Genomic DNA, 24,254 nt, shown 5'->3' with positions numbered 1-24,254 from the left:
GGACCTCCTCGTGCGAAACGAATACTTCGGATGCATCGGCTGCATCAGGCGCCGAAGCGGGACGCGTCATGGCGTCGCCCGGCGCGCGGTGGCGAAACGGGGCCTGTTGTTGAGGTCCGGGTGGTCGGCCGCATCGGCCCAGCCCCGCTCCTCGGTGAAGATCCACGGCACCTGCCCGCCCTGGGTGTCGGCATGCTCGATGACGACCACGCCGCCGGGGCGCAGCAGGCGGTGTGCGGTCCGCTCGATGCCCCGGATGGTGTCCAGGCCGTCCTGACCCGAGAACAGCGCGAGCTCGGGGTCGTGGTCGCGTGCCTCGGGTGCGACGTACTCCCACTCGGTCAGCGGGATGTACGGCGGGTTGGAGACGACCAGGTCGACCTGCCCGTCCAGTTCGGGAAGCGCGGTCAGCGCGTCGCCGTGATGGAGAACGACGCGGGACCCCTCGACGTTCTTGCGGGCGTAGTCAAGGGCTTCTTCGGACAGCTCCACGGCGTGCACCCGCGAGCGGGGCACCTCCTGCGCCAGGGCGAGGGCGATGGCCCCCGAGCCGGTGCACAGGTCGACGATCAGCGGCTCGACGACGTCCATGGCCCGTACGGCGTCTATCGCCCAGCCGACCACCGACTCGGTCTCCGGGCGGGGCACGAACACCCCTGGCCCGACGGCGAGTTCGAGGTAGCGGAAGAACGCCCGGCCGGTGATGTGCTGGAGCGGCTCACGCGCCTCGCGGCGGGCGACGGCCTCCCAGTAGCGGGCATCGAAGTCCGCGTCCTTGACGTGGTGCAGCTCACCCCGTTTGACGCCGTGCACGAACGAGGCGAGTTCCTCGGCGTCGAAGCGCGGCGAGGGCACACCGGCGTCGGCCAGCCGCTGGGTGGCCTGGGCCACCTCGGCGAGCAGAAGGTTCACGGGGCCTTCCTCCTAGTGCGCTGCGTCTTCATTGGTGCGGGTCCGCCGTCGATCGGCCGGGGTCCGGGGCTGTCCCCGGGAAATGCGGTCCGGTACGTACCGGGTCGTGCGGGCTTACTGGGCGGCGGCGAGCTTGGCGGCCGAGTCGGCATCGACACACGCCTGGATGACCGGGTCGAGTTCGCCGTCGAGCACCTGGTCCAAGTTGTACGCCTTGAAGCCGACCCGGTGGTCCGAGATGCGGTTTTCCGGGAAGTTGTACGTACGGATGCGCTCGGAGCGGTCAACCGTGCGGACCTGGCTGCGCCGGGCGTCCGACGCCTCCCGCTCGGCCTCTTCCTGGGCGGCGGCCAGCAGCCGGGAGCGCAGGATGCGCATCGCCTGCTCCTTGTTCTGGAGCTGGCTCTTCTCGTTCTGGCAGGAGACGACGATGCCGGTGGGCAGGTGCGTGATGCGCACCGCGGAGTCGGTCGTGTTGACGGACTGGCCGCCGGGCCCGGAGGAGCGGTAGACGTCGATCCGCAGGTCGTTGGGGCCGATCTCGACCTCGACCTCCTCGGCCTCGGGCGTGACCAGCACGCCGGCCGCGGAGGTGTGGATCCGGCCCTGCGACTCGGTGGCGGGCACGCGCTGGACGCGGTGCACTCCGCCTTCGTACTTCAGCCGCGCCCAGACGCCCTGTCCCGGCTCGGTGGCACCGTTGCCGCCCTTGGTCTTCACGGCGACCTGGACGTCCTTGTAGCCACCGAGGTCGGACTCGTTGGCCTCCAGGATCTCGGTCTTCCAGCCGGCCCGCTCGGCGTAGCGCAGATACATCCGCAGCAGGTCGCCGGCGAACAGCGCGGACTCCTCGCCGCCCTCGCCGGCCTTGACCTCGAGGATGACGTCCTTGTCGTCGCTGGGGTCCCGCGGGACGAGCAGCAGCCGCAGCTTTTCGGTCAGCTCCTCGCGCCGGGCGTCGAGCTCCTTGACCTCGTCGGCGAAGTCCGGGTCGTCCGCGGCGAGTTCGCGCGCGGTCTCCATGTCCTCGCCGGTCTGCTTCCAGTCGCGGTACGTCGCGATGATCGGGGTCAGCTCGGCGTAGCGCTTGTTGAGCCGCATGGCCTCGCGCTGGTCGGCGTGGACCGCGGGGTCGGCCAGCCGCTTCTCAAGATCGGCGTGCTCGCCGATCAGTTCCTCGACCGCCTCGAACATCGTGGGTTCCTCTACTGGCTGCTGTGGTGACCCGGGTACCGGGGCGCTGGCACATCTGCGGCTGCGCCGCGGGGCCCCGGCCCCCGAACGGGAGCCAAGGGCCAGGACGGCAAAACGCCGGTCCGGTCACCCCTGGGCAGGGGCGACCGGAGACCGGCGCCTTGCGGGTCGCTACTTCTTGGCGGCGGCAGCGCCCTTGCCGAAGCGGGCCTCGAAGCGGGCCACGCGGCCGCCCGTGTCCATGATCTTCTGCTTGCCGGTGTAGAACGGGTGGCACTCGGAGCAGACGTCGGCGCGGATGTTTCCGCCGGCGACCGTGCTACGGGTGGTGAAGGACGCGCCACAGGTGCAGCTGACCTGGGTCTCGACGTACTCCGGGTGGATGTCGCGCTTCAAGGGGTTCTCCTAGGTTCGGGAGTGCACCGGGTCGTGTCGCGGGTTGCGTCACGTGAACCGGGGCCGACGGTCCAGTCTGCCAGGACTAGCCGTATCTCCCAAAACCGGGGTGAGGCCCCAACTATTCCCGGCCGGTTCCGGGGCCGACGGGCCCCGGAACCCTGCCGTCCGGCTACTTCACGTATTTGTCCGTGCCGCCCTGGTCACCGGCCGAGCCCTTGATCGCGGACTTGGGGATCTCCTTGTCCACCCGCAGCGCGTCCCAGACCTGCTCGCTCTTCTTCGTCAGCGGCACCACACGGTCCGGATTGGCCGGGTCGTACGTCACCGGCAGCGTCATCATGTCGATGTTCTCCGACCCGATGTTGCCCAGAGTCTTGGCCAGGCCGGTCAGTTCGCTGACCGAGTTGAGTTCGGTGTCGGTGGTGATGGCCTTGGTGGCCGTATCGGCGATGTCGTAGAGCTTGGTGGGGTTGGTGAGCACCCCGACGTCCTTGACCTGGTTCATCAGGGCCTTGATGAACGCCTGCTGCAGCTGGATGCGGCCCAGGTCGCTGCCGTCGCCGCCGGGCACGCCGTGCCGGGTCCGTACGAGGCCGAGCGACTGCTCGCCGCTGAGGGTGTGCTTGCCGGGCTGCAGATGCAGATGGCTGTGGTCGTCGTCGATCGGCTTGCTGGTGGTGAGGCCCACCCCGCCCAGCGCGTCGATGAGCTTCTTGAAACCGGTGAAGTCGACCTCGACGAAGTGGTCCATATGGACATCGCTGATCGACTCGACGGTCTTGACCGCGCAGACCGGCCCGCCGACCTCGAACGCCGTGTTGAACATCGCCCGCTGCGCGCCGGGGGCGTTCTTGCCGTCCTTGGTGGTGCAGTCGGGGCGCTTGATCATGGTGTCCCGGGGGACGCTGACCACGCTGGCCTTCTTGTGGCCCTTGTACACGTGGACGATCATCGCCGTGTCGGAGCGCGCGCCGCCCTCGTCCTTGCCGTACTCGCCGTTCTTGCCGGCGCGGGAGTCGGACCCCATCACAAGGATGTTCATCGAGCCGTCGTCGACGTTCTTCGGCCGGTCCGGTCCCAGGGCGGCGTTGATGTCGACGCCCTTCAGATTGCCGTTGAGCTTGAAGTAGACGTAGCCGAGTCCGGCCCCACCCAGCAGTACGACGCTGGTCAGCGTGCACAGGGTGATGGTCAGCGCTCGGCGGCGTCGGGTCGGGCCCTTGCGCCGGCGGCCCGTGGCACGTATGCCGCGGGCACGGCTTTCGGCCGTCTTCGCGGTCCCGTTGCTGTCCGCCATCTGCTCCTCAGTCCTCGTTCGCTCGGCTGCCCCTCGCCGCCGCCGTGCTGTGCGCTGCCACGGCCCATTGCTCCTTGTCAGACGGGAGGTCGACGGGAAGGGTTGCACAGCGAGTCATGAGCGATTTCTTAGAAATCTGCGGCGGCCCGGCCCACCGGCTCGGGACCTTCGTCCTCTCCACCTGGGCTTTCAGCCCTTTTCCCGGCATGGCTGGAACCATGTGGGTTGCACGGATCTGTGCGGAACGTCTCAAGCGCGCCGTGTGTACGGCCCGCGGAGCGCGGTCCGGCTCACACGGCGCCGCCCGGGGGGCCCCGCCCGCACCCGGCAACGCAGCGCAAAGCCCCCCTCACCTACAGCGGCGAGGGGGGCTTTGCGGTACGGCGCCAGGACGCGCCCGACGGGCGTCAGTCGTTGCCGTTGCCCGCGGTCGGCGTCGTCTTCTGGATCTGGAGCAGGAACTCCGCGTTGGACTTCGTCTGCTTCATCTTGTCCAGCAGCAGCTCGATGGCCTGCTGCTGGTCCAGGGCGTGCAGCACCCGGCGCAGCTTCCAGACGACCGCGAGCTCGTCGCTGCCCATCAGGATCTCTTCCTTACGGGTGCTGGACGCGTCGACGTCCACCGCCGGGAAGATGCGCTTGTCCGAGAGCTTGCGGTCGAGCTTGAGCTCCAGGTTGCCGGTGCCCTTGAACTCCTCGAAGATCACCTCGTCCATCCGCGAGCCGGTCTCGACCAGCGCGGTGGCCAGGATGGTCAGCGAACCGCCGTCCTCGATGTTGCGCGCCGCACCGAAGAAGCGCTTCGGCGGGTAGAGCGCGGTCGAGTCGACACCACCGGACAGGATGCGGCCGGAGGCCGGGGCGGCGAGGTTGTACGCACGTCCCAGACGGGTGATCGAGTCCAGCAGGACGACCACGTCGTGACCCAGCTCGACGAGGCGCTTGGCGCGCTCGATGGCCAGCTCGGCGACGGTGGTGTGGTCCTCGGCCGGGCGGTCGAAGGTCGAGGAGATGACCTCGCCCTTGACCGACCGCTGCATGTCGGTGACCTCTTCCGGACGCTCGTCGACCAGGACGACCATCAGGTGGCACTCGGGGTTGTTGCGGGTGATCGAGTTGGCGACCGCCTGCATGATCATGGTCTTGCCGGTCTTCGGCGGGGCCACGATCAGACCACGCTGGCCCTTGCCGATCGGCGTGACCAGGTCGATGATCCGGGTCGTCAGGCCGCCCGACTCACCCTCCAGGCGCAGTCGCTCCTGCGGGTAAAGGGGCGTCAGCTTCCCGAACTCGGGCCGTCCGCGGCCCTGTTCGGGCGCCACGCTGTTGACGGTGTCGAGCCGGACCAGCGCGTTGAACTTCTCGCGGCGCTCGCCGTCCTTGGGCTGGCGGACCGCGCCGGTGACGTGGTCACCCTTGCGCAGACCGTTCTTGCGGACCTGGGCGAGCGAGACGTACACGTCGTTCGGGCCGGGCAGGTAGCCGGAGGTCCGGATGAACGCGTAGTTGTCGAGGATGTCGAGGATGCCCGCGACCGGGATCAGGACGTCGTCCTCGGACACCTGCGGCTCGTTGCCGAAGTCCTCGCGCCCCCCGCGACGGCCACGGCGGTCGCGGTAGCGGCCGCGACGGCCCCGGCGGCCGCCCTCGAAGTCGTCCTCGTCATCGGTACGGCGGTCGCGCTGACGCTGGCCGCCCTGACCGCCCTGGCCGCCGCCGTCACCGGCGTCACCCTTGCGGCGGTCGCCACGGTCGCCACGGTCACCGCGGTCGCCACGGTCACCGCGGTCGCGCTGGCGCTGGCCGCGGTCGCCCTTCTGCCCGCGGTCCTGGCGGTCGCCACGGTCCTGGCGCTCGCCGCCCTTGCTGGGCCGGCCCTCGCCGGTCTCCTGCGGGGAGGTCGCGGTGTCGGTCTTGGCGTCCGCCTTGACCTCGGTCTTCGCCTCGACCCGGGTCTCGGTCTTGACGTCGCCCGAGGCGCCCTCGGGGCTGCCCGCGGCGGCGGTGGCGCGGCGCCGGCGGCGCTCACCGGCCGGCTGCTCGTCGCTGACCGGCTGGCCGGGGATGTCGATCTGCTGCTGGGCCCCGGACTTGTCCGCGGCCTTGTCGCCCTTGTCGGACTTGGCGGCCTTGCCGGCGGCCTGCTCCGCGCTGTCGTCGCCGGTACGCGCCTTGGAGGTCGCACGGCGCTTGGGCTTGGTCTCGGTGTCGGCGGACGCGTCGGCCTTGGCGGCGGCGCCCGAGCTGCCGGCCTGCTTCTCCTTGATGACCTCGATCAGCTGGCTCTTGCGCATCCGCGCGGTGCCCTTGATACCGAGGCCGGAGGCGACCTGCTGCAGCTCTGCCAGGACCATGCCGTCAAGGCCGGTGCCGGAACGGCGGCGCCGCGTGCTAGCAGGCGCGGCGGGAGCGTCCGTGGCGGGCGCGGTGGCACTGCCATCGGTGCGCGCGCCCATCAGATCGGTGGTGTCGCTCACGAAGGGTCCTTCCCTGGAGCGGGCGTCGGCCTGTCTGGCTCGGCGACCGGTTGTGCTGTCCGGCTTGGGTCCTTGGTCTCGTGGACCGGGCCGGGGCGGTGGTCCCGCCGGAAGTGGCGGAGAGAATCAGTTCATGGCTCCGGCGTGAAGAGATGCAGACTGGCCATGCCGTCACGCCGATTCCGGAGCGTGCTCACTTCTGCTCAGGCCATTGCTCCAAGCAGTTTGGGAGGCTCCCGGAAGAAAGTGGTCCCTATGGGGGACACGAAGCACCGCGCCACTCAGGCGTCGAGTACTGACTTGAGGTTAACACTACCGGGTCCAACAAACATTCCCCCTCTCAAAGACCGGCAATCGTCGATCACCCGCGTGATCACCCGGCGAGCGGCAGTACGCAGGTGCCTGCCGCGTCGAGGGCCAGCCGGTTGGCCGCCCACCCCTCTCCCGCCAGTGCCGCGACCTTCTCGGCCGCCGCGTCCTCGACCAGCGCGAGCACCGTCGGGCCCGCACCGGACACAACTGCGGGGACGCCGTCCGCGCGCAGTCGGTTCACCAGGGCCACGCTCTCCGGCATCGCGGGAGCGCGGTATTCCTGGTGGAGTCGGTCCTCGGTCGCGGCGAGCAGCAGCTCGGGGCGCCTGGTCAGGGCCTCGACGAGCAGTGCGGCGCGGCCGGCGTTGGCCGCGGCGTCCACATGCGGGACGGTACGCGGCAGCAGTCCACGGGCGGTCTCGGTCAGCACCGGCTTTCCGGGCACGAAGACCACCGGAACGATGGAATCCGCGGGATCCATCCGGATCGCGCGGGCGGTTCCGGTGTCCATCCAGGCGAGGGTGAATCCGCCCAGCAGACAGGCGGCGACGTTGTCGGGGTGGCCCTCGATCTCGGTGGCCAGCTCCAGCAGCGCGGTGTCGTCGAGCTTTTGCTCACCGCCTATCGTCACCGCGCGGGCGGCGACGATGCCGGCGCAGATGGCGGCGGAGGAAGACCCCAGGCCGCGGCCGTGCGGGATGCGGTTGGCGCAGACGATTTCCAGGCCGCGCGGCTGTCCGCCGAGCAGCTCGAAGGCGGTGCGCATCGACCGTACGAGCAGATGACTCTCGTCGCGCGGCAGGGAGTCGGCCCCCTCACCTGCGATGTCGATGTGCAGTCCGGAGTCGGCGACACGCACCACGACGTCGTCGTACAGGCCCAGGGAGAGACCCAGGGCATCGAAGCCGGGACCGAGATTGGCGCTGGTAGCGGGGGTGCGCACCCGGACGGCGGCGGCGCGGAACGCGGGACCGGCCATCGGTCGATGACTCTCCTTGATTGATGCTGCGGTACTGCCCCGGAGCGCCGCGGCACCGAGGTGCCCGGCCGGCTCATGGGGTCTGTTCTGACCTGCCCTGAACGCCACTGCGTTATGCCGTGGGGAGGGGAGTTGGTGCCAGCCTATCGAAGGAAGGTTCTGTCGCGACATAGGGCGCACAGGAGGCGCACGATGCGTGTCGCGCGCCTTCCTGTGCCCCGACGCTGCCTTCCCCCCGGCTTTGCACCCTTTGCACACTTTGCTCTGCAAGGGGTGACGGGACGTGCACCGTCCCGTCACCGGGTGCCGTACGCGCTGGTCGGCCCGTACGGCTGCGCCCCGCGCGGGAGCGCCGGCGGTCCTAGACGAGGCCCAGGCGCTCGGCCGCGGCGTCCGCGTCGATCGGGACCGTGACCGGCTGCGGCGCGCCGGCCACCGCCCAGTCCGGGTCCTTGAGACCGTTGCCGGTCACCGTGCAGACGATGCGCTGGCCCGGGTCGACCTTGCCCTCCTCGGCGGCCTTGAGCAGACCGGCCACGGACGCGGCCGAGGCGGGCTCCACGAAGACGCCCTCCTGCGCGGCCAACATGCGGTAGGCAGCGAGGATTTGACGGTCGGTCACGGAGTCGATGGCGCCGCCGGACTCGTCCCGCGCCTGCTCCGCGTACGACCACGAGGCGGGGTTGCCGATGCGGATGGCGGTGGCGATGGTGTGCGGGTCCTTGACGACCTCGCCGCGCACGATCGGCGCACTGCCGGAGGCCTGGAAGCCCCACATGCGCGGAGTGTGCGAGGCGATGCCGTCGGCCGCGTACTCCTTGTAGCCCCTCCAGTACGCCGTGATGTTGCCGGCGTTGCCGACGGGCAGCACATGGATGTCGGGCGCATCGCGGAGCATGTCGACGATTTCGAAGGCGGCGGTCTTCTGGCCCTCGATGCGCACCGGGTTGACGGAGTTCACAAGTGCGACCGGGTAGTTGTCGGACAGGCTCCGGGCCAGCGTCAGACAGTCGTCGAAATTTCCCTCGACCTGGAGGATCTTCGCGCCGTGGACCAGCGCCTGGCCCATCTTGCCCAGCGCGATCTTGCCCTGCGGGACGAGCACGGCGCAGACCATGCCGGCGCGGACCGCGTAGGCGGCGGCCGAGGCGGAGGTGTTGCCGGTGGAGGCGCAGATGACCGCCTTGGCGCCCTCCTCCTTGGCGCGGGTGATCGCCATCGTCATGCCACGGTCCTTGAAGGAGCCGGTGGGGTTGGCACCCTCGACCTTGAGGTGCACCTCGCAGCCGGTGCGCTCGGAGAGCACCTGGGCCGGTACGAGAGGCGTGCCGCCCTCGCGGAGGGTGACGACCTCGGTCGTGTCGCTGACCGGGAGCCGGTCGCGGTATTCCTCGATGATTCCGCGCCACTGGCTGCTCGCCGTGGTCACAGTGGAATTGGCAGACATGGGTTCCTTTACTCCCCTTCGACCCGCATGATGCTGGCGACACCACGGACGGTGTCGAGCTCGCGCAGTGCCCCGACGGTCGACGACAGGGCCGCGTCCGCCGCTCGGTGGGTGACGATGACGAGGGATGCCTCGCCGTCCTTGCCCGACTGACGGACCGTATCGATCGATACGCCGTGCTCCGCGAAGATCGTGGCGACCTGGGCGAGAACACCGGGCTTGTCGGCCACGTCGAGGCTGATGTGGTACCGCGTGACGACCGCGCCCATGGGGCTGACGGGCAGCCGCGTGTAGGCGGACTCACCCGGTCCGGTGGCCCCGGCGAGCTTGTTGCGGCAGACCGCGACGAGGTCGCCGAGCACCGCGGAGGCGGTCGGCGCGCCACCCGCGCCCGGCCCGTAGAACATCAGCTGGCCGGCCGCCTCGGCCTCGACGAAGACCGCGTTGTACGCCTCGCGGACGGAGGCGAGCGGATGCGTCAGCGGAATCATCGCGGGGTGCACCCGCGCGGTCACGGACGCACCGTCCGCGGCCCGCTCGCAGATGGCCAGCAGTTTGACCGTGCACCCCATCCGCTTGGCGGAGGCGATATCGGCCGCGGTGACCTCCGTGAGGCCCTCGCGGTGCACATCGTCGATGGTCACGCGGGTGTGGAAGGCGATACCGGCCAGGATCGCGGCCTTGGCGGCGGCGTCGAAGCCCTCGACGTCGGCGGTCGGGTCGGCCTCGGCGTATCCGAGCGCGGTCGCCTCGTCCAGCGCCTCGCTGTAGCCGGCCCCGGTCGAGTCCATCTTGTCGAGGATGAAGTTGGTGGTGCCGTTGACGATGCCGAGCACCCGGTTGACCTTGTCGCCGGCCAGGGACTCGCGCAGCGGCCGTACCAGCGGGATCGCGCCCGCGACGGCGGCCTCGTAATACAGGTCCGCACCGTTGGCCTCGGCCGCCGCGTGCAGCGCCGCGCCGTCCGCCGCGACCAGCGCCTTGTTGGCGGACACCACGCTCGCGCCGTGCTCGAAAGCGGTGGTGATGAGCGTACGGGCCGGCTCGATACCGCCGATGACCTCGATCACGACATCAATATCGCCGCGTTTGACGAGCGCGGTCGCATCGGTGGTGACCAGATGGGCCGGGACGCCCTCGCGCACCTTGTCGGGGCGGCGGACGGCGATCCCGGCGAGTTCCACGGGCGCGCCGATGCGGGCGGCGAGGTCGTCGGCGTGCGTCGTCATGATGCGCGTCACCTCTGAGCCGACAACACCACAGCCCAGGAGCGCCACCTTCAGCGGACGCGTACGCATCATTCGACCTCTGCTTCTCATCGACCAGCGAATTCCAGCTTGCTCATGCACAAGTCTCACGCACCGGACGGCGGTTTCCGTCCATCGTCCAGATGCCGAGACATTTATTTCATCCGGGATCGGGGCCCGGCGATCCGGCCCTACCCGACATCCAACCGCAGGAGATCTTCCTCCGTCTCCCGCCGGACGATCACCCTGGCCGCACCGTCCTTCACCGCCACGACCGGCGGCCGCAGCGAGTGGTTGTAGTTGCTCGCCATGGAACGGCAGTACGCACCGGTGGCCGGCACCGCGAGCAGGTCCCCGGGCGCCACATCGGCCGGCAGAAAGGCATCGCGGACGACGATGTCCCCGCTCTCGCAGTGCTTGCCGACCACGCGCGAGAGCATCGGCGCGGCCTGGGAGGTGCGCGACACCAGCGCCACGCTGTACTCCGCGTCGTAGAGCGCCGTGCGGATGTTGTCCGACATCCCGCCGTCCACGGACACATACGTCCGCAGGCCTTCCAGCTCCTTGACCGTGCCGACCTCGTACAGCGTGAAGGCCGTGGGACCCACGATCGCCCGTCCCGGCTCGACCGACAGCCGCGGCACACCCAGCCCCGCCGCCGCACACTCCTTGCTCACGATGTCGCCCAGCGCCGACGCGATCTCGTGCGGCTCCCGCGGATCGTCATCGGAGGTGTACGCGATACCGAGCCCGCCGCCCAGATCGATCTCGGGCAGCTCGATGCCGTGCTCGTCACGCACTTCGGTCAGCAGCTGCACCACGCGGCGCGCGGACACCTCGAATCCCGCCATATCGAAAATCTGCGAGCCGATATGGCTGTGAATCCCGATGAGTTCCAGCCCGTCCAGCTTCAGCGCACGGCGCACGGCCTCCGCCGCCTGGCCGTCCGCCAGCGCAATTCCGAACTTCTGGTCCTCGTGTGCGGTCGCAATGAACTCATGCGTATGCGCCTCGACACCGACCGTGACCCGGATCTGCACGCGCTGCCGCTTGCCCAGCCGCTCCGCGATATGCGCGACCCGCACGATTTCCTGGAACGAGTCGAGCACGATCCGACCGACCCCTGCCTCGACGGCGCGGGTGATTTCCTCGGTGCTCTTGTTGTTGCCGTGCAGGGCGATCCGCTCGGCCGGCATTCCCGCCGCCAGCGCCGTCGCCAGCTCGCCCCCGGAGCAGACGTCGAGATTCAGCCCCTCTTCGTTCAGCCACCGCACGATGGCCCGGGACAAGAACGCCTTCCCGGCGTAGAACACATCGGCCCCCGGACCGAAGGCGTCCTTCCAGGCCCGGCAGCGGGCCCGGAAGTCGTCCTCGTCCAGGAAGTACGCCGGTGTGCCGAACTCCTCGGCGAGCGCGGCGACGTCCAGCCCGCCGACGGTGACCACACCGTCGGCATTGCGCGAGACCGTACGGGACCAGACCCGCGGGTCGAGGGTGTTGAGATCGGCGGGCGGCCCGGCGTAGTGCCCCTCGGGCAGTACGTCAGCGTGCCGGGGCCCGGCGGGATGCGCGGAGCGACTCATGACTGTGGAGTTCCCCTCAAAATCGTTCAGAGGTGTTCGGGAGCGGAGATGCCGAGCAGACGCAGGCCGTTGGCGAGCACCGTCCCGCCGGCCTCGGCGAGGGCCAGCCGGGCGCGGTGCACGGCCAAGGGTTTCTGCTCCCCGACGGGCAACGGCGGAAAGAGGTCATGCCACCGGAAGAACGCGTCCGCCGTCGCCTCCAGATGCCGCACCACCCGGTCCGGCGCCCGCAGCCGCGCGGCGACTTCGACGACGGAGGGGAAGGTGGCGAGAAGGGTCTGCAGAGCCTGGAGGGTCTGGAGGGAGTGGGCGGGGGGTGTGGGTTGCTGCGGCGTGGGCTGAACGGCCGGGGCGGACCGGTCCTCGGGCGAAGACGAGGAGCCGCCACCCGTGAGCGGACGCCCCACCTCCCCCGGCTCGCTCGCAAACCCCAGCTCACCCGCGTTCCGCACCAGCGCCCGCGCCCTCGCGTACGCATACTGCACCCGGAACCGCGGATTGCTCTCCCGCTGCACGGGCCGCTCGGGCACCCGCACCGGATCATGCGCGGCCGGCCGCAACAGCACCCAGCGTGCCTCGTCGGCTCCGAGGCGGGCGATGAGTGCGTCCAGGTCGGGCGGGGTGGAGGCGGGGCCTGCGCCGGGCCGGATGCCGTGATGAGCCGCGACTCCCGCCGCCGCCTCGATGCGCGCGAGCGCCTCGGCCACCACCACGTCACGGGCACCGGGCGCGGTGACGGAAACACGGGAACCGGGAGGGGTGGCAGAAGCATGGGAACCGCTGCCGGAGCCGACAGCGGCCCCTCCTACGGAGCCGGCCGCGGCGCCGGGCCCAGTACCGGTCACGGAGCCGGGCCCGGCATCGGCATCGGCATCGGCATCGGCATCGGCATCGGTCACGGTGCCTCCGGCGACACCGCCACCGCCCACGCCCCGACCACTCCGCGCACTCCGCGCACTGCGGTCCCCGTAGCTCTCCCCCTGCGCCAGCACATCCCGGACCAGCGCGATCTGCGCCCCGTCCCCCAACGTGAAATTCAAGAACCCGGGCCCGGCGATCTCGACGCGGGCGATCCCGGCGCTCCCGACCAGCCGCTTCCGCAGAATCTCGGCGACCTCACGGGCCGGCCGCCCCGCCGGCCCCGCGAGTTGCAGCGCGACATTGGAGGCGTAGTCCCCACACCCGGGCCGCGGCGGCGGCTGCACCACGATCCGCGCCGGCACGGGCACGGAGAGCTCCTGCTCCTCCACTGCACCACGCACGGAGCGCAGGACGGTGCGGGAGAGCTCAGCGGGGGTCACAGGACAAGCGTATGGGAGACCAGGGGCATCCACGCGACCCGGTTTCGCCCTGTGGACACTCCGCCCGGGGATCCGGGGCGGGCCCGGGACTCACCTGAGCGCGGCATCGGGGCGACGGGCTTCCGGCGTGCCCGCACACAGCGGGGCTCGCCTACTCCCCGCCCGCATCCACCATGCCGACCCCACCGGATGTCGCGACCCCACCGGGCGGAGCGCCACGCTCCGCCGCGCCCCCGCCCCCGTCGCTCTCCCCGTCCTCTTCCTCGGCCCCGCTCTCGGGCCCACGCTGCCGCTGGCGCCCCTCGCGCACCAGCATCCCCACGGTCCGCACCAGCTCCGTCGGCTCGAACGGCTTCGCAAGAAAGGCGTCCACACCCACCGACTCGCCGTTGTCCACCTCGCCCTGCGTGCACGCGCTGACGATGGCGATCGGGATGTCCCACGTCCGCGGATCGGACCGCAACCGCGCCGCGGTGTGCAGACCGTTGAGCCGCGGCATCACCACATCGAGGGTCACCACATCAGGTCTCACCTGGTGCACCACGTCCAGACATTCGGCACCATCAGCCGCGGTCACGACCTCGAAGCCCTCCAGCTCGAGATTGACCCTGATCAACTGCCGGATCACCTTGTTGTCGTCGACAACGAGGATCCGACCGGACAAGCCAGGCACATCTTGAGACTAGGGCCCCGCCTGTGACTGCGTCCCGGTTTTCCCCACTTCCGCCCCCGTGTGAGGGACCTTTCCCCGACCCTCACCGCCACGCCCCTCGCATGCGCTAGAGACCCGGCCGCGCCCGCCGCGCCCCCTCCCCCACCTCCCACGAAACCTGTTCATGAACACCCCATCAGAGCTGGTAGGGTTCTACCCGTCGCCGCACAACACAGCGACAACGCCCCCGTAGCTCAGGGGATAGAGCAACGGCCTCCGGAGCCGTGTGCGCAGGTTCGAATCCTGCCGGGGGCACTCCAGCCAGACAGCGTGATCAATCCGCTGGACTGCTGAAGTGCCAGACTTCGAGAGCCGGACCCAGTTCCACTGGGTCCGGCTCTTTGTTGTGCTCCCTCGCTGCTCACGCAGGAGTGCGTGGGGGCCTCGGCCGGCCCCCACGGCCCCCACGGCCCCCATGGCCCGCCGTCAGCGGCGGCCCGCCGGCCTGAACCGGACCGCGGTCTGCCACGCCTTGTCGCCCCTTCGGCCGGGCCAGGCGCGGTTGTAGCAGCGCCAGTACCAGGCCCCGTTGCCGCGGCGGCGCAGGTCCACCTCGTCGCCGTGGCAGGCCCCGCAGCTGGGCGGCCGTGCGAAGTCCTCCGCGTGCTCATGCGTGAGGATCTTGCGCGCGAAGTGGCCGCCCTTGATGGTGAGCATGACCTCGCGCGAGCGGCTCTGGGAAAGGGAGTTGAGGCTGCCGAGCAGTACCGTGCGCGCGTCGATGACGACGATCTTCTGGTGCATGACGTTGACGGAGACGACGGTCGACACCACGGCGCGCAGCCGTTTGACCAGATCGGCCTGCTTCTTCTGGCCCGTGTCGTAGGGGTCTCGGACGAAGACCGTCACCCGGACTCCGCGTCGGACGGCCTCGCCGAGTACCGGGAGCAGACCGGTCAGCCGGTTCGCCGTCCAAGGGGACCAGATCCACAGGGAGGTCGTGGCCTCCGCGAGACGGGCGGCGAAGGTCTCGTAGAAGGAGATCTCGTCGTCGCTGTCGGAGACCTGGACGTGCCGGGAGAGGACGTCGGCCAGGCGGGCGCCGAACTGGCCGAGTCCGGGGTCGATGTGACCGCCCGGCGCGATGAGCTGGGTGGCGGGGACCGAGCGGGCGCGCTGGGCGCGGACGAGCGTGGCCAGTGTGCCCAGGGCGGTGTCCTCACCTGCCGCGAGGCTGCGGCTGCGGCTGCGGCTGCCGAGTACGTACAGCCTGGTCTGGACGCGGGTGACGGCGACGTTGAGGAGGCGTACGCCGTTGCGGGCCCACGAGGTCGCTTCGGGGCCGCGGGAGGCCTGGGCCATCCAGAGGCCGTCGCCGTAGTCGTCCTCCACGGTGCCGAAGACGACCACCGGGAACTCGCGGCCCTGGAAGCGGTGGGTGGTGCCGACCTCGGCGACTGACCGCCGCTGCCCTCGGTGTCGCGGAGCGCCTCCAGGGTGGCTTCCGCCTGCACGGGGTACGGCGTGACGACGCCGGCCGGCTCGCCCTCCTCGCGGTGCAGGTCGATCAGGGCCCGGGCGAGCAGCGGTCCGGCCGGCCACCAGCCCTTGCGGCGGCCGGTGAGGTGGGCCGGGCCAGGCTCTGGAGCCCGTTGGTGTCGATGATCACCACTTCGGGGTCGCCCGGCTCACGCAGCGCGGCCCGACGCCGCACCCCCGGGCCCGGCTTCGGCACCCCGTCGTACGCGAGAGTGTTCGCCAGGCCCCATGACGTCCGGGCCGGAGCGGTGCTGGACGTCCAGCACGACACAGCCCGGGTGGTTCACGGCCGCCGCGGGCGACTCGATGCCGAAGTGCTCGAAGACCTCGCGCAGCACCCATCGGGCGACATCGGGCCGCTTCTTGCCGTCCAGGTCAGGGAGTACGGGGCCGAGCTGCATGAAGGCGCCGAGCAGTACGGCCGTGGTCCTCGCCTTGCCCACGGCGAGGAGGACCTGGGGCAAGGTGGCCGCGCCGGCCTGGTCGACGAGGACGACGTCGTACCCCCCCTCGAAGACCGCCTTGTGGGTGCGGAACCGCGCCGGCGTGGTGGCCACCACGCCGGCACCCCGGATGATCTCGCCCTGGGCATCGCGTGCGAGCTTGTCGTACTGCGCTCTCGCCAAGGTCGGCGCAGTCCGCCCGCATCACCGGCCGGGCTCCCCGCAGGCATCGCCCGCCGGCTCTCGGCACGGTCCGGGAGAGCGGCCCGACACCAAAGACCGGACATCCGGCCCATCGGCCAAATGCCCGGTCAGAGGGGGCGTGGAGCAGGGGTTGTGGTCAGTCGTCCAGCCGGACCGGCAGGGATTCGATTCCGTAGACGATCGAGAGTTTGCGGAATTCCAGGTCCTCCGGTTTGGCGGCGAGGCGCATGTTCGGGAAGCGGCGTGCCAAGGCGGGGTAGGCGGCGCGGAGTTCCATGCGGGCGAGTTCCGCGCCTACGCAGCGGTGGATTCCGTAGCCGAAAGCGAGGTGGGAGGGGACGTTGCGGGTGGGGTCGAACTGTTCCATTTCCGGGCCCAGTTTGCCGTCCCGGTCCGCACCGTTCAGTGAGCACAGCACCACATCTCCGGAGGCGATCTGGACGCCGCCGATTTCCAGGTCCTCGCGGGCGAACCGCGGGAAGGCGACCTGCACGACGGTCAAGTAACGGAGGAGTTCCTCGACATAGCCGTCGACGGCGTCGTCACCGTCCTGGAGGGCCGCGAAGTGCTTGGGGTCCTGGAGGAGGACCAGGGCGCCGAGGGCCAGCATGCTCGCGGTGGTTTCGAAACCGCCGGTGAGGACGCCGTCGGCGAGGCCCGCCAGTTCTTCGTCGCTGACCGAGTCGCCGTGTTCCTTCACGATCATGCCGAGCAAGCCGTCGCCCGGGTTTTCGCGCTGCTTCTTGACGATGTCCCGGAAATAGGAAAGCGATTCGGATATGGCGCCGAAGGAGGCGTTTGCACCACTGAAAAGGTCGAAGCGGGCGGCGCTGAGTCGTTCGAAGTCGGCGCGGTCCTCGTAGGGGACGCCGAGGAGTTCGCAAATGACGAGGGAGGGGATGGGGAGGGCGAAGGAGTGGACGATGTCGACCGGGTCGCCGTCTTTGCCCGCCTTTTCCATGGCGTCGAGGCGTTCCTCGACGATCTCGTGGATGCGGGGGGTGAGCCGCCCGAGACGCCGCATGGTGAATTCGGGGGTCAGCAGCCGACGGAGGCGGGTGTGAACGGGCGGGTCGGCGAAACCGAGTCCACCGGGGTTCTGTTCGGCACCGGCACCGGCCTTGCCGACGAGGTTGGTGAAGTCCGAACTGAAGGCATTGGCCTTCCCCAGCACCGCCTTGACCTCGTCGTAGCCGGTGACCAGCCAGACGTTGGCGGCTATCGGCACGGGGAGCTTGCTGACGGGCTCCCGCTCCCTGACGGCGGCCAGATCACCCACAGGGTTGAGCCCCTCGCGCCGCAACGGCATCAGGACAGACTCGGGCAAGAAAGACATTCGAGACAGGTCGAAGCCTTTCTTCTGTGTTCTCGCCAGATACATGCGGCCGGCCCAGGCGATGATCCGGGAACGGAGAGTCGTCATGACACTAATACTGCCTTTCGTCGAGGGGGTCGGTCATCCGCGCTCCACGGCCCAAGTCGGCCGGGACGGCACGGAACCTCCACTCGGCGTGCACGGGTGTGACGTACGCCATAGCCCCTCGCTTACGGTGGTCATGGCACAGGTCCATGCCATCGACCGATGTCTTCGGTCGTCCGCATCAGCGTGACGAGCTCGGCCTCGGCCTTCTTCTTCTATTCGGTCTGGACGAGTTTACAAAGTGCCATTGGACGCGTTCACAGAACAACCCGCAACGACCCTGAGTGGCCCCTGGGGCGCCCCTGATTCCCCCCTTGGACATGGCCGTCGCTGCGGGCGCCCGTCACCCCGCATCGCCCCGAATCACCCCGCACTTCCCTGTGCACCACCCTGACGTCACGGAAGATGCGGATGAGCAGTCCGACGTTCCCAACAGGGAGACGAACGGACGAGCCGCGCGCCAATGCCGCTTTACGGGGGGTGAGTTGGGGTGGGGTGGTTCCGGCGCCCCGTAGCGACCTCCCTCTGACCTGGGTCACCGGGCCCCCCGTCCGCCACCGTCACGCATTGTGATGAGTTGCGGACTCTCCGGGGCCTCTCTAGCGTGAGAAGGGAGCGAGACAAGCGGCACGGTGCGGCGCCAGAGAGCGGCGCGCGGTTGCGGAAGCCGCACTCGCGGGCCGGGGAAGGGTGCGACAGGCACCGCACCGGCGGGGCGCAGGCCCCGACCCGTCCTCAGGTGACGCCCGGCACCTCACCCCGCAGGGATTCCCCTGAGACTCACCCCTTCGCAGGAGGAAGCACATGTTTCCGCAGTCGAAGTCCGGCAAATTCGGTTTGTTCGCCCTTTGTGTTCTGTCCGGTGTGCTGGCCGCCACCGTCACGGCCGGCCCCGCTCTGGCCTCCGACGACGGCGAGGGAGAAACCTTCGCCGCGCACGAGGGCCGCGTCGTCGCCGAGGAGGGGCTGGTGCTGCGAGCGGGGCCCAGCACCCACTACCGCGCGATCGGTTCGGAGGAGTACGGGACGGTGGTGGGGATCGTCTGCCGGGTCAAGGGGGAGAGCATCGAGGGCAACCCGGTCTGGTACAAGCTCGGCGATGCCTCGTATGTCTGGTCCTCGACGCGCGACATCGTGAACGACGGGGAGGAGCCCCGCTGGTGCTGAGGCGGGCCGTACGAGCCCCCGCGGAGGCTCGCCACGGGGGCTCGTACGTCGCGCCTCGGGCCAGCGGCCCTCGGGTCAGGGGTCATCGGGTCAGGGGTCATCGGGTCATCGGCCCTCAGGTCAGCGGCCCTCGGGCCATCGGCCATCGCGTCATGGGTCGTCGGGTCATCGGCCCTCAGGCCCCCGCGCCAAGACCCCTCGCACCTCAGCTCGTCACGAACTTGGCCACGTACGCGTCGAAGGGCTCGATGCCCACCTCCACCCGCATGTCGTCCATGCGCGCGGGGTCTTCACAGGGCCAGGGGACGGGAGAACCCTCCTTGATGCCGGCGATCTGCGTGCCATAGATCTGCTTGCGGCCCTCGTTGACCAGCGTCCGGTCGCGCAGGAAGGCCAGCTCGCGCGGAGCGGCCGAGCCTGCCGCCACCGCCTGCTCCATGAGCTGGAGGGCACGCCGCTGCACATCGAGCTGCCGGTCGGCGTGCTGCGCGATCAGCCATGCGCCGCGTGCGGCGTCCTCGCCGACGAGTTCCGCCGTCGGCCAGCCGTACTCGTCCATGATCTGGTGAAGCCGGTCGCCGTGCTGTGCGGTGAGGCGGCGCCAGGCCAATTGTTCCGCGGGATTCTCGCTGTTCGCACCGGGGGAGGCCTTCTGGTCCGCCTGAGCCATGCGGATGAGTTCCGCGGCCAATGCCGTCGTGCCGCTGTCGTTCGTCACTCTCGCTCCATGGTCCGCGCCGGTTCGGGCCCCTCACGCTAGGGGCTCTTGACGCCATGAAGATCGTTCCGAAGAACGGTGACAGGCGGGGCCGTGAGCGGCGATACCGGATCCACGCCGAAACGCATGCCGACAGCATGCAGCCCGGCCGGCGCGGTGACTCGGCCCGCAGCCGCCGGCGGCGTACTCACAGGTTTTGCACGTACGGGATACGCGCCCCGACGCCCCGAACGTCGTATCCGACATAACGGAAATACCGGCTGCCGCTTGCTACGTTGCCAGGCATGACGGCAATGGCAAGGGCGACGGCCGCCGCGCGCCCGGCGGACACTCCCCCACCCTTGCCGCCACTGCCCAAGCGACGGGGCGTCGAACTGGCCCTCCTCGTAGGCGCCGTCTTCATCAGCGTCTGCGGGTATGTCGTCGTGGGGCTGGCCCGATGGCATGCCCTGCCGGGTGGCGCGTTCCGCTACGGCGCCGGGCTCGGCGGCCTGGCGCTGCTCGCGCACCTCGCCGTGCGCTTCCGCGCCCCGTACGCCGATCCGCTGCTGCTGCCCACGGCGGTGCTGCTCAACGGGATCGGGCTGGTGCTGATCTTCCGGCTCGACCAGGACACCCCCGCCGACCACGCCGCGCCCACCCAGCTGATGTGGTCGACCGTCGGCGTCGCGCTGTTCACCGCGGTGGTGGTGCTGCTGCGCGACCACCGCATGCTCCAGCGGTACGCCTACGTCTGTGCGGCCCTCGCGCTGGTGCTGATGGCGGCGCCGATTCTCTTCCCCGCCATCAACGGGGCGAAGATCTGGATCCGTTTCGCCGGCTTCTCCCTGCAGCCGGGCGAGTTCGCCAAGGTTCTGATCACCGTCTTCTTCGCGGGCTACCTTGCCGCGAACCGCGCCGCGCTGGCGCACACCGGACGCCGGATGTGGCGGCTACGGCTGCCGACCGGCCGGGTGCTCGGGCCGATCGTCGCGATCTGGCTGATCAGCGTCGCCGTGCTGGTGCTCGAACGCGATCTGGGCACCTCGCTGCTCTTCTTCGGGATCTTCGTCGTCCTGCTGTACGTGGCCACCGGGCGGACCGGCTGGCTCGCGATCGGGCTGGTCCTGGCGGGCATCGGGGCGGTTGCCGTGGGCACGCTGGAGCCGCATGTGCACAGCCGGGTCGAGGACTGGCAGCATCCGTTCGCCGGCATCGCGGCGGGCAAGGGGCCCGGTCAGCTCGCCCAGTCGCTCTTCGCGTTCGCGGCCGGCGGGATGTTCGGCACCGGCCTCGGGCAGGGCCACTCGTATCTGATCGGCTTCGCCATGAAGTCCGACTTCATCCTGGCGACCTACGGCGAGGAGCTGGGGCTGGCCGGGCTGACCGCGCTCTTCCTGCTGTACGCACTGCTGGTGGCCTGTGGCTATCGTGCCGCGGTCGCGTTGCAGGACCCGTTCGGCAGCCTGCTGGCCGTGGGCCTCGCGGCGCTGCCCGCGCTCCAGGTCTTTGTGATCGCGGGCGGGGTGATGGGGCTGATTCCGCTGACGGGGATGGCGATGCCGTTTCTCGCGCAGGGCGGTTCCTCCGTCGTCACGAACTGGATCATCGTCGCGCTGCTGCTGCGGATCAGCAACCGGGCGCGGATGCCACGGCCGGAGGGCGGCGGTACGGAGGGGAGCGGGAGGGCGGGGAGTGCCGGTCCTGGCCACCCGGTGCACGGCACCGGGGGCAGCCCTGCGCACGCTGCCGGGGGCGGTGCCGCCGGCGACGGCAGGAGCAGTGCGGCGGATCTTCCCGCACGTGGCACCGGGCTCGGGGCAGGGAGCTGGGTGGTCGGCTTCATGAAGCCGGCCCCGCCCCAAGCGCCCGATACGCAGGGCCGGCCACGGGCACAGAACCCGCCGCCCCGGACACCGAACCCGCCGCCCCGGGCGCAGACCAGCCCCCCGGGGGCTCCGCCGACGGCCTCCGTCGACGAGGCCCCCTCCCCGGAGGCCGGCCGTTGATCCGCTGCATTCGGCTGACCGCCGCCTTCTCCTTCCTTCTCCTTCTGGCGCTGCTGGTCAACGCCGCCCGGGTGCAGGTCTTCGAGGCGGAGGACTACGGCGCCAGCCCGGCCAACCGCCGGGGGCCGATCGTCCGTTACGCGCAGCCGCGCGGCGCCGTGCTCGTGGCAGGCCGGCCGGTCACCGGCTCGCGGGACAGCGGGGGACGGCTGCGCTACGAGCGCACGTACACCGAGGGTCCGCTGTATGCGCCGGTCACCGGCTACTCCTCGCAGACCTACGGGACCTCCCTGCTGGAGAGCGCCGAGGACGGCATCCTCTCCGGCGCCGACGACCGGCTCGCCACCTTCCCCTGGTGGGACCGGCTGACCCGCGCCCACCGGCGGGGCGGCAGCGTCCACACCACCATCAACCCCCGGATGCAGCGCGCCGCGTTCGACGGGCTGGGGGACAAGAAGGGCGCGGTGGCCGCGATCGAGCCGCGTACGGGGCGGGTCCTGGCACTGGTCAGTACGCCCTCGTACGACCCGGGTGAGCTGTCCGGCAACGGCGCCGCGGTCAGCGAGGCCTGGCACCGGCTGAACGGCGCCGAGCGGCAGCCGATGCTCAACCGGGCCCTGCGGCAGACCTATCCACCGGGCTCCACCTTCAAGGTCGTCACCGCGGCGGCCGCGCTGGAGAGCGGCGAGGTCACGGATATCGAGGCCCCCACGGACTCTCCCGACCCCTACCTCCTGCCCGGCACCGACACCCGGCTCGGCAATGCCGCGAAGGGCTGCGAGGACGCGCCGCTCAAGGACGCCTTCCGGGCCTCGTGCAACACCGTCTTCGCGCGGCTGGGCGCCGAGATCGGGCTGCGCGGCATGGCCGATACGGCCCGGAGGTTCGGCTTCAACGACCGTCGGCTGGGCATCCCCTCGCCCGTCGCGCCGAGCAACTTCGATACCCGGATGGACGTCTCACAGGTCGCGCTGTCCGCCATCGGGCAGTACGACACCGCCGCCACGCCGCTCCAGATGGCGATGGTCGCGGCGGTGGTCGCCAACGAGGGCCGGCTGACCGCGCCGTCACTCGTGGACAAGGAGACCGATGCCCGGGGTGTCATGCTCGCGGGCGGCCCGCACCGCCCCACGCGCGAGGTGACCGGCCCGGGTACGGCCCAGCGGCTCCAGGAGATGATGGTCGACGTCGTCGAGCACGGCAGCGGGCGGCGCGCCGCGATCAAGGGCGTCACGGTCGGCGGCAAGACGGGCACCGCGCAGCACGGGGTGCACAACGAGGGCACGCCGTATGCCTGGTTCATCTCCTGGGCGAGGGAGAAGGACAGCTATGAGCCGGCTGTGGCGGTGGCCGTGGTGGTCGAGGACGCGGCGGCCGACCGTGCGGACATCAGCGGTGGCGGGAGTGCGGCGCCGATCGCGCGGGCGGTGATGGCGGCGGCGCTGGGCTGACCCCTTCGCCGGGTGCCCGGCCCCGGGGTCACAATGGCCGTATGGCTGATGCGATCCCGTCCATGGAACCTGCTCCGCCCCCGTTGTTGTCCCTGGCCGAGGTGGAGGCGCTGGCCCGGCGTGCGCACTCGGGGCAGACCGACAAGGCGGGCCGCCCGTATGCCGAGCATCTGGCCGCGGTCGCGGCGGGGGTACGCGAGCGAGGCGGCAGCGACGAGCAGATCGCCGCGGCCTGGCTGCACGACGCGGTCGAGGACGGGGCGCTGAGCCAGGAGTGGCTGGCGGGTGCGGCGCTGAGCGAGGCGGCCAAGGCGATGATCCTGGCGGTCACCAAGCGGGCGGACGAACCGGTCGAGGAGTACACGGCGCGCATTCTGGCCACGCCCGGGGCGCTGCTGGTCAAGGAGTCCGATCTCGCGCACAACGCCGATCCGGAGCGGCTGGCCGTACTGGATGCGCCGACGCGGGAGCGGCTGACCGCGAAGTACGCGCGGGTGCGGGCACTGTTGGGACTGTCCGCGCCCTAACGGCCGCCGGGCCCCGGGCCGTCGGCGCCCCTGCACCGCCCCCGCCCCGCCCCGCCCCCGGGGTCCGCACATCGGACACCTCCGCAGAAAGGTGTCGTACACAGCTACTCTGCGGCGATGAGCCCTACGCAGCCTTCGCAGCCCTGGGAGCCCTCGCCGTCCGCGCCCTCGCGCGCGCGGACCGCACCGCAGCCGGCCCCCGGCGCAACCGGCGTGATCGCCGCCCTGGAGGGCGTCGGCATCCGCCGGTACACCACCGGCCAGGTCATCCTCGACGCCGTCGACTGGAGCGTACGGTCCGGTGAGCACTGGGCGCTGCTCGGTGCGAACGGCGCGGGCAAGACCACCATCCTGCGCCTCATCGGGGCGCTGATGTTCCCCACCGTCGGCACCGTCGAGGTGCTCGGCCACCGGCTGGGATCGGTGGACGTCCGCGAACTGCGTGCCGTCATCGGTCTGGTCTCCGGCGCGCAGAAGGTGCCGCAGGACGCGACGGGCCACACGGTCGTCCTGACCGGCGCGACCGGCACCGTGCAGCCGCTGTGGCGCAAGTACGACGAGGCGACCCGTGAGCGGGCCCATGAGCTGCTCGCCGAGCTGGACTGCAAGGAGCTGGCGGAGCGGCCGTTCGGGGTGTGTTCCGGCGGCCAGCGGGCCAGGATCCTGATCGCCCGCGCGCTGATGGCCGACCCCCGGCTGCTGCTGCTCGACGAGCCGTTCAACGCGCTCGATCTGCCCTCCCGCGAGGATCTGATCGATGCGCTGCACCGGCTGGCCCTGGACCGCCCCGAGTTGGCGACCGTGACGGTCACCCACCATCTGGAGGAGCTGTCCCCGTCCATCGGCCACGCCCTGCTGCTGCGCGACGGCCGGGTGCAGGCGCGCGGCCCGGTGGACGAGGTGCTCACCGGAGAGCGGATGACCGCCTGCTTCGGCCGTCCGATCGAGGTGTCCCGGCACGAGGGACGGTGGCTGGCCCGGTCCGGTAGGCGGTAGC

The 24,254-nt window shown here is 70.5% G+C and carries 19 protein-coding genes, 1 tRNA gene and 1 pseudogene; 6 read left to right on the top strand and 15 right to left on the bottom strand.

What is annotated here, in order from left to right; genetic code table 11:
* Positions 1-66 precede the first annotated feature (66 nt).
* The 11 genes from prmC to K7C20_RS25235 all read right to left on the bottom strand — a co-directional run bounded on the left by prmC (position 67) and on the right by K7C20_RS25235 (position 13,812).
* Complete coding sequence (gene prmC / locus K7C20_RS25285; protein WP_030081245.1) at positions 67-912, bottom strand: peptide chain release factor N(5)-glutamine methyltransferase; 846 nt, start codon at positions 910-912, stop codon at positions 67-69.
* Between the two features lie 114 nt (positions 913-1,026).
* The gene (prfA, locus tag K7C20_RS25280) at positions 1,027-2,106 is read right to left on the bottom strand and encodes a peptide chain release factor 1 (protein WP_030081243.1); all 1,080 of its coding nucleotides are present in this window, start codon (positions 2,104-2,106) and stop codon (positions 1,027-1,029) included.
* Between the two features lie 171 nt (positions 2,107-2,277).
* Entirely contained in the window at positions 2,278-2,502 is a 225-nt protein-coding gene (gene rpmE, locus K7C20_RS25275; RefSeq protein ID WP_030081241.1) for a 50S ribosomal protein L31, read from the bottom strand.
* Positions 2,503-2,674: 172 nt separating this feature from the next.
* Positions 2,675-3,802, bottom strand: a complete 1,128-nt coding sequence (locus tag K7C20_RS25270; protein WP_030081239.1) for an LCP family protein — start codon at positions 3,800-3,802, stop codon at positions 2,675-2,677.
* Between the two features lie 407 nt (positions 3,803-4,209).
* The gene (gene rho / locus K7C20_RS25265; protein ID WP_030081237.1) at positions 4,210-6,279 is read right to left on the bottom strand and encodes a transcription termination factor Rho; all 2,070 of its coding nucleotides are present in this window, start codon (positions 6,277-6,279) and stop codon (positions 4,210-4,212) included.
* A 373-nt stretch (positions 6,280-6,652) separates the two neighbouring features.
* Positions 6,653-7,570 carry a homoserine kinase gene (thrB, locus tag K7C20_RS25260; protein WP_030081235.1) on the bottom strand — a complete coding sequence of 306 codons (918 nt, stop codon included), beginning with the start codon at positions 7,568-7,570 and terminating at the stop codon, positions 6,653-6,655.
* 361 nt (positions 7,571-7,931) lie between these two features.
* Positions 7,932-9,017 carry a threonine synthase gene (gene thrC / locus K7C20_RS25255; protein ID WP_030081233.1) on the bottom strand — a complete coding sequence of 362 codons (1,086 nt, stop codon included), beginning with the start codon at positions 9,015-9,017 and terminating at the stop codon, positions 7,932-7,934.
* A gap of 8 nt (positions 9,018-9,025) precedes the next feature.
* On the bottom strand, positions 9,026-10,318 hold the full coding sequence (locus tag K7C20_RS25250; protein ID WP_030081230.1) for a homoserine dehydrogenase: 1,293 nt from the start codon (positions 10,316-10,318) through the stop codon (positions 9,026-9,028).
* 137 nt (positions 10,319-10,455) lie between these two features.
* The gene (gene lysA / locus K7C20_RS25245; protein ID WP_053210106.1) at positions 10,456-11,847 is read right to left on the bottom strand and encodes a diaminopimelate decarboxylase; all 1,392 of its coding nucleotides are present in this window, start codon (positions 11,845-11,847) and stop codon (positions 10,456-10,458) included.
* A gap of 26 nt (positions 11,848-11,873) precedes the next feature.
* Positions 11,874-13,148, bottom strand: coding sequence for an ArgS-related anticodon-binding protein NrtL (gene nrtL / locus K7C20_RS25240; protein WP_030081226.1), 1,275 nt, complete (start codon positions 13,146-13,148; stop codon positions 11,874-11,876).
* 151 nt (positions 13,149-13,299) lie between these two features.
* Positions 13,300-13,812 carry a response regulator gene (locus K7C20_RS25235; RefSeq protein WP_048829412.1) on the bottom strand — a complete coding sequence of 171 codons (513 nt, stop codon included), beginning with the start codon at positions 13,810-13,812 and terminating at the stop codon, positions 13,300-13,302.
* Between the two features lie 231 nt (positions 13,813-14,043).
* Between K7C20_RS25235 and K7C20_RS25230 the strand changes: the two genes are divergently transcribed.
* A tRNA-Arg gene (locus K7C20_RS25230) sits at positions 14,044-14,115 on the top strand.
* Between the two features lie 171 nt (positions 14,116-14,286).
* On the opposite strand, the gene K7C20_RS38415 is transcribed toward K7C20_RS25230, so the two are convergent.
* The 3 genes from K7C20_RS38415 to K7C20_RS25220 all read right to left on the bottom strand — a co-directional run bounded on the left by K7C20_RS38415 (position 14,287) and on the right by K7C20_RS25220 (position 17,409).
* On the bottom strand, positions 14,287-15,210 hold the full coding sequence (locus K7C20_RS38415; RefSeq protein WP_053210105.1) for a phospholipase D-like domain-containing protein: 924 nt from the start codon (positions 15,208-15,210) through the stop codon (positions 14,287-14,289).
* A 278-nt stretch (positions 15,211-15,488) separates the two neighbouring features.
* On the bottom strand, positions 15,489-15,965 hold the full coding sequence (locus K7C20_RS38410; protein WP_030081215.1) for a DEAD/DEAH box helicase family protein: 477 nt from the start codon (positions 15,963-15,965) through the stop codon (positions 15,489-15,491).
* Positions 15,966-16,122: 157 nt separating this feature from the next.
* Positions 16,123-17,409, bottom strand: coding sequence for a cytochrome P450 (locus tag K7C20_RS25220; protein ID WP_030081213.1), 1,287 nt, complete (start codon positions 17,407-17,409; stop codon positions 16,123-16,125).
* A gap of 801 nt (positions 17,410-18,210) precedes the next feature.
* Between K7C20_RS25220 and K7C20_RS25215 the strand changes: the two genes are divergently transcribed.
* Complete coding sequence (locus K7C20_RS25215) at positions 18,211-18,573, top strand: hypothetical protein (protein WP_030081211.1); 363 nt, start codon at positions 18,211-18,213, stop codon at positions 18,571-18,573.
* 205 nt (positions 18,574-18,778) lie between these two features.
* On the opposite strand, the gene K7C20_RS25210 is transcribed toward K7C20_RS25215, so the two are convergent.
* The gene (locus tag K7C20_RS25210; protein WP_030081209.1) at positions 18,779-19,291 is read right to left on the bottom strand and encodes a DUF6624 domain-containing protein; all 513 of its coding nucleotides are present in this window, start codon (positions 19,289-19,291) and stop codon (positions 18,779-18,781) included.
* A 293-nt stretch (positions 19,292-19,584) separates the two neighbouring features.
* Between K7C20_RS25210 and K7C20_RS25205 the strand changes: the two are divergent.
* From K7C20_RS25205 to K7C20_RS25190, 4 genes and pseudogenes are all read left to right on the top strand, one after another.
* Positions 19,585-20,931 (top strand): annotated as a pseudogene (locus tag K7C20_RS25205) (FtsW/RodA/SpoVE family cell cycle protein); the annotation flags it as partial.
* A 344-nt stretch (positions 20,932-21,275) separates the two neighbouring features.
* Positions 21,276-22,730, top strand: a complete 1,455-nt coding sequence (locus K7C20_RS25200; RefSeq protein ID WP_053210103.1) for a penicillin-binding transpeptidase domain-containing protein — start codon at positions 21,276-21,278, stop codon at positions 22,728-22,730.
* Positions 22,731-22,771: 41 nt separating this feature from the next.
* Positions 22,772-23,257, top strand: a complete 486-nt coding sequence (locus K7C20_RS25195) for an HD domain-containing protein (RefSeq protein ID WP_245171703.1) — start codon at positions 22,772-22,774, stop codon at positions 23,255-23,257.
* Positions 23,258-23,470: 213 nt separating this feature from the next.
* Complete coding sequence (locus tag K7C20_RS25190) at positions 23,471-24,253, top strand: ABC transporter ATP-binding protein (RefSeq protein ID WP_053210102.1); 783 nt, start codon at positions 23,471-23,473, stop codon at positions 24,251-24,253.
* The last annotated feature ends 1 nt before the right edge of the window (position 24,254 follow it).

Origin of the sequence: Streptomyces decoyicus (genome assembly GCF_019880305.1) — a bacterium.
Taxonomy (GTDB): Bacteria; Actinomycetota; Actinomycetes; order Streptomycetales; family Streptomycetaceae; genus Streptomyces; species Streptomyces decoyicus.
This window is presented reverse-complemented; position numbering and strand designations above follow the sequence as displayed.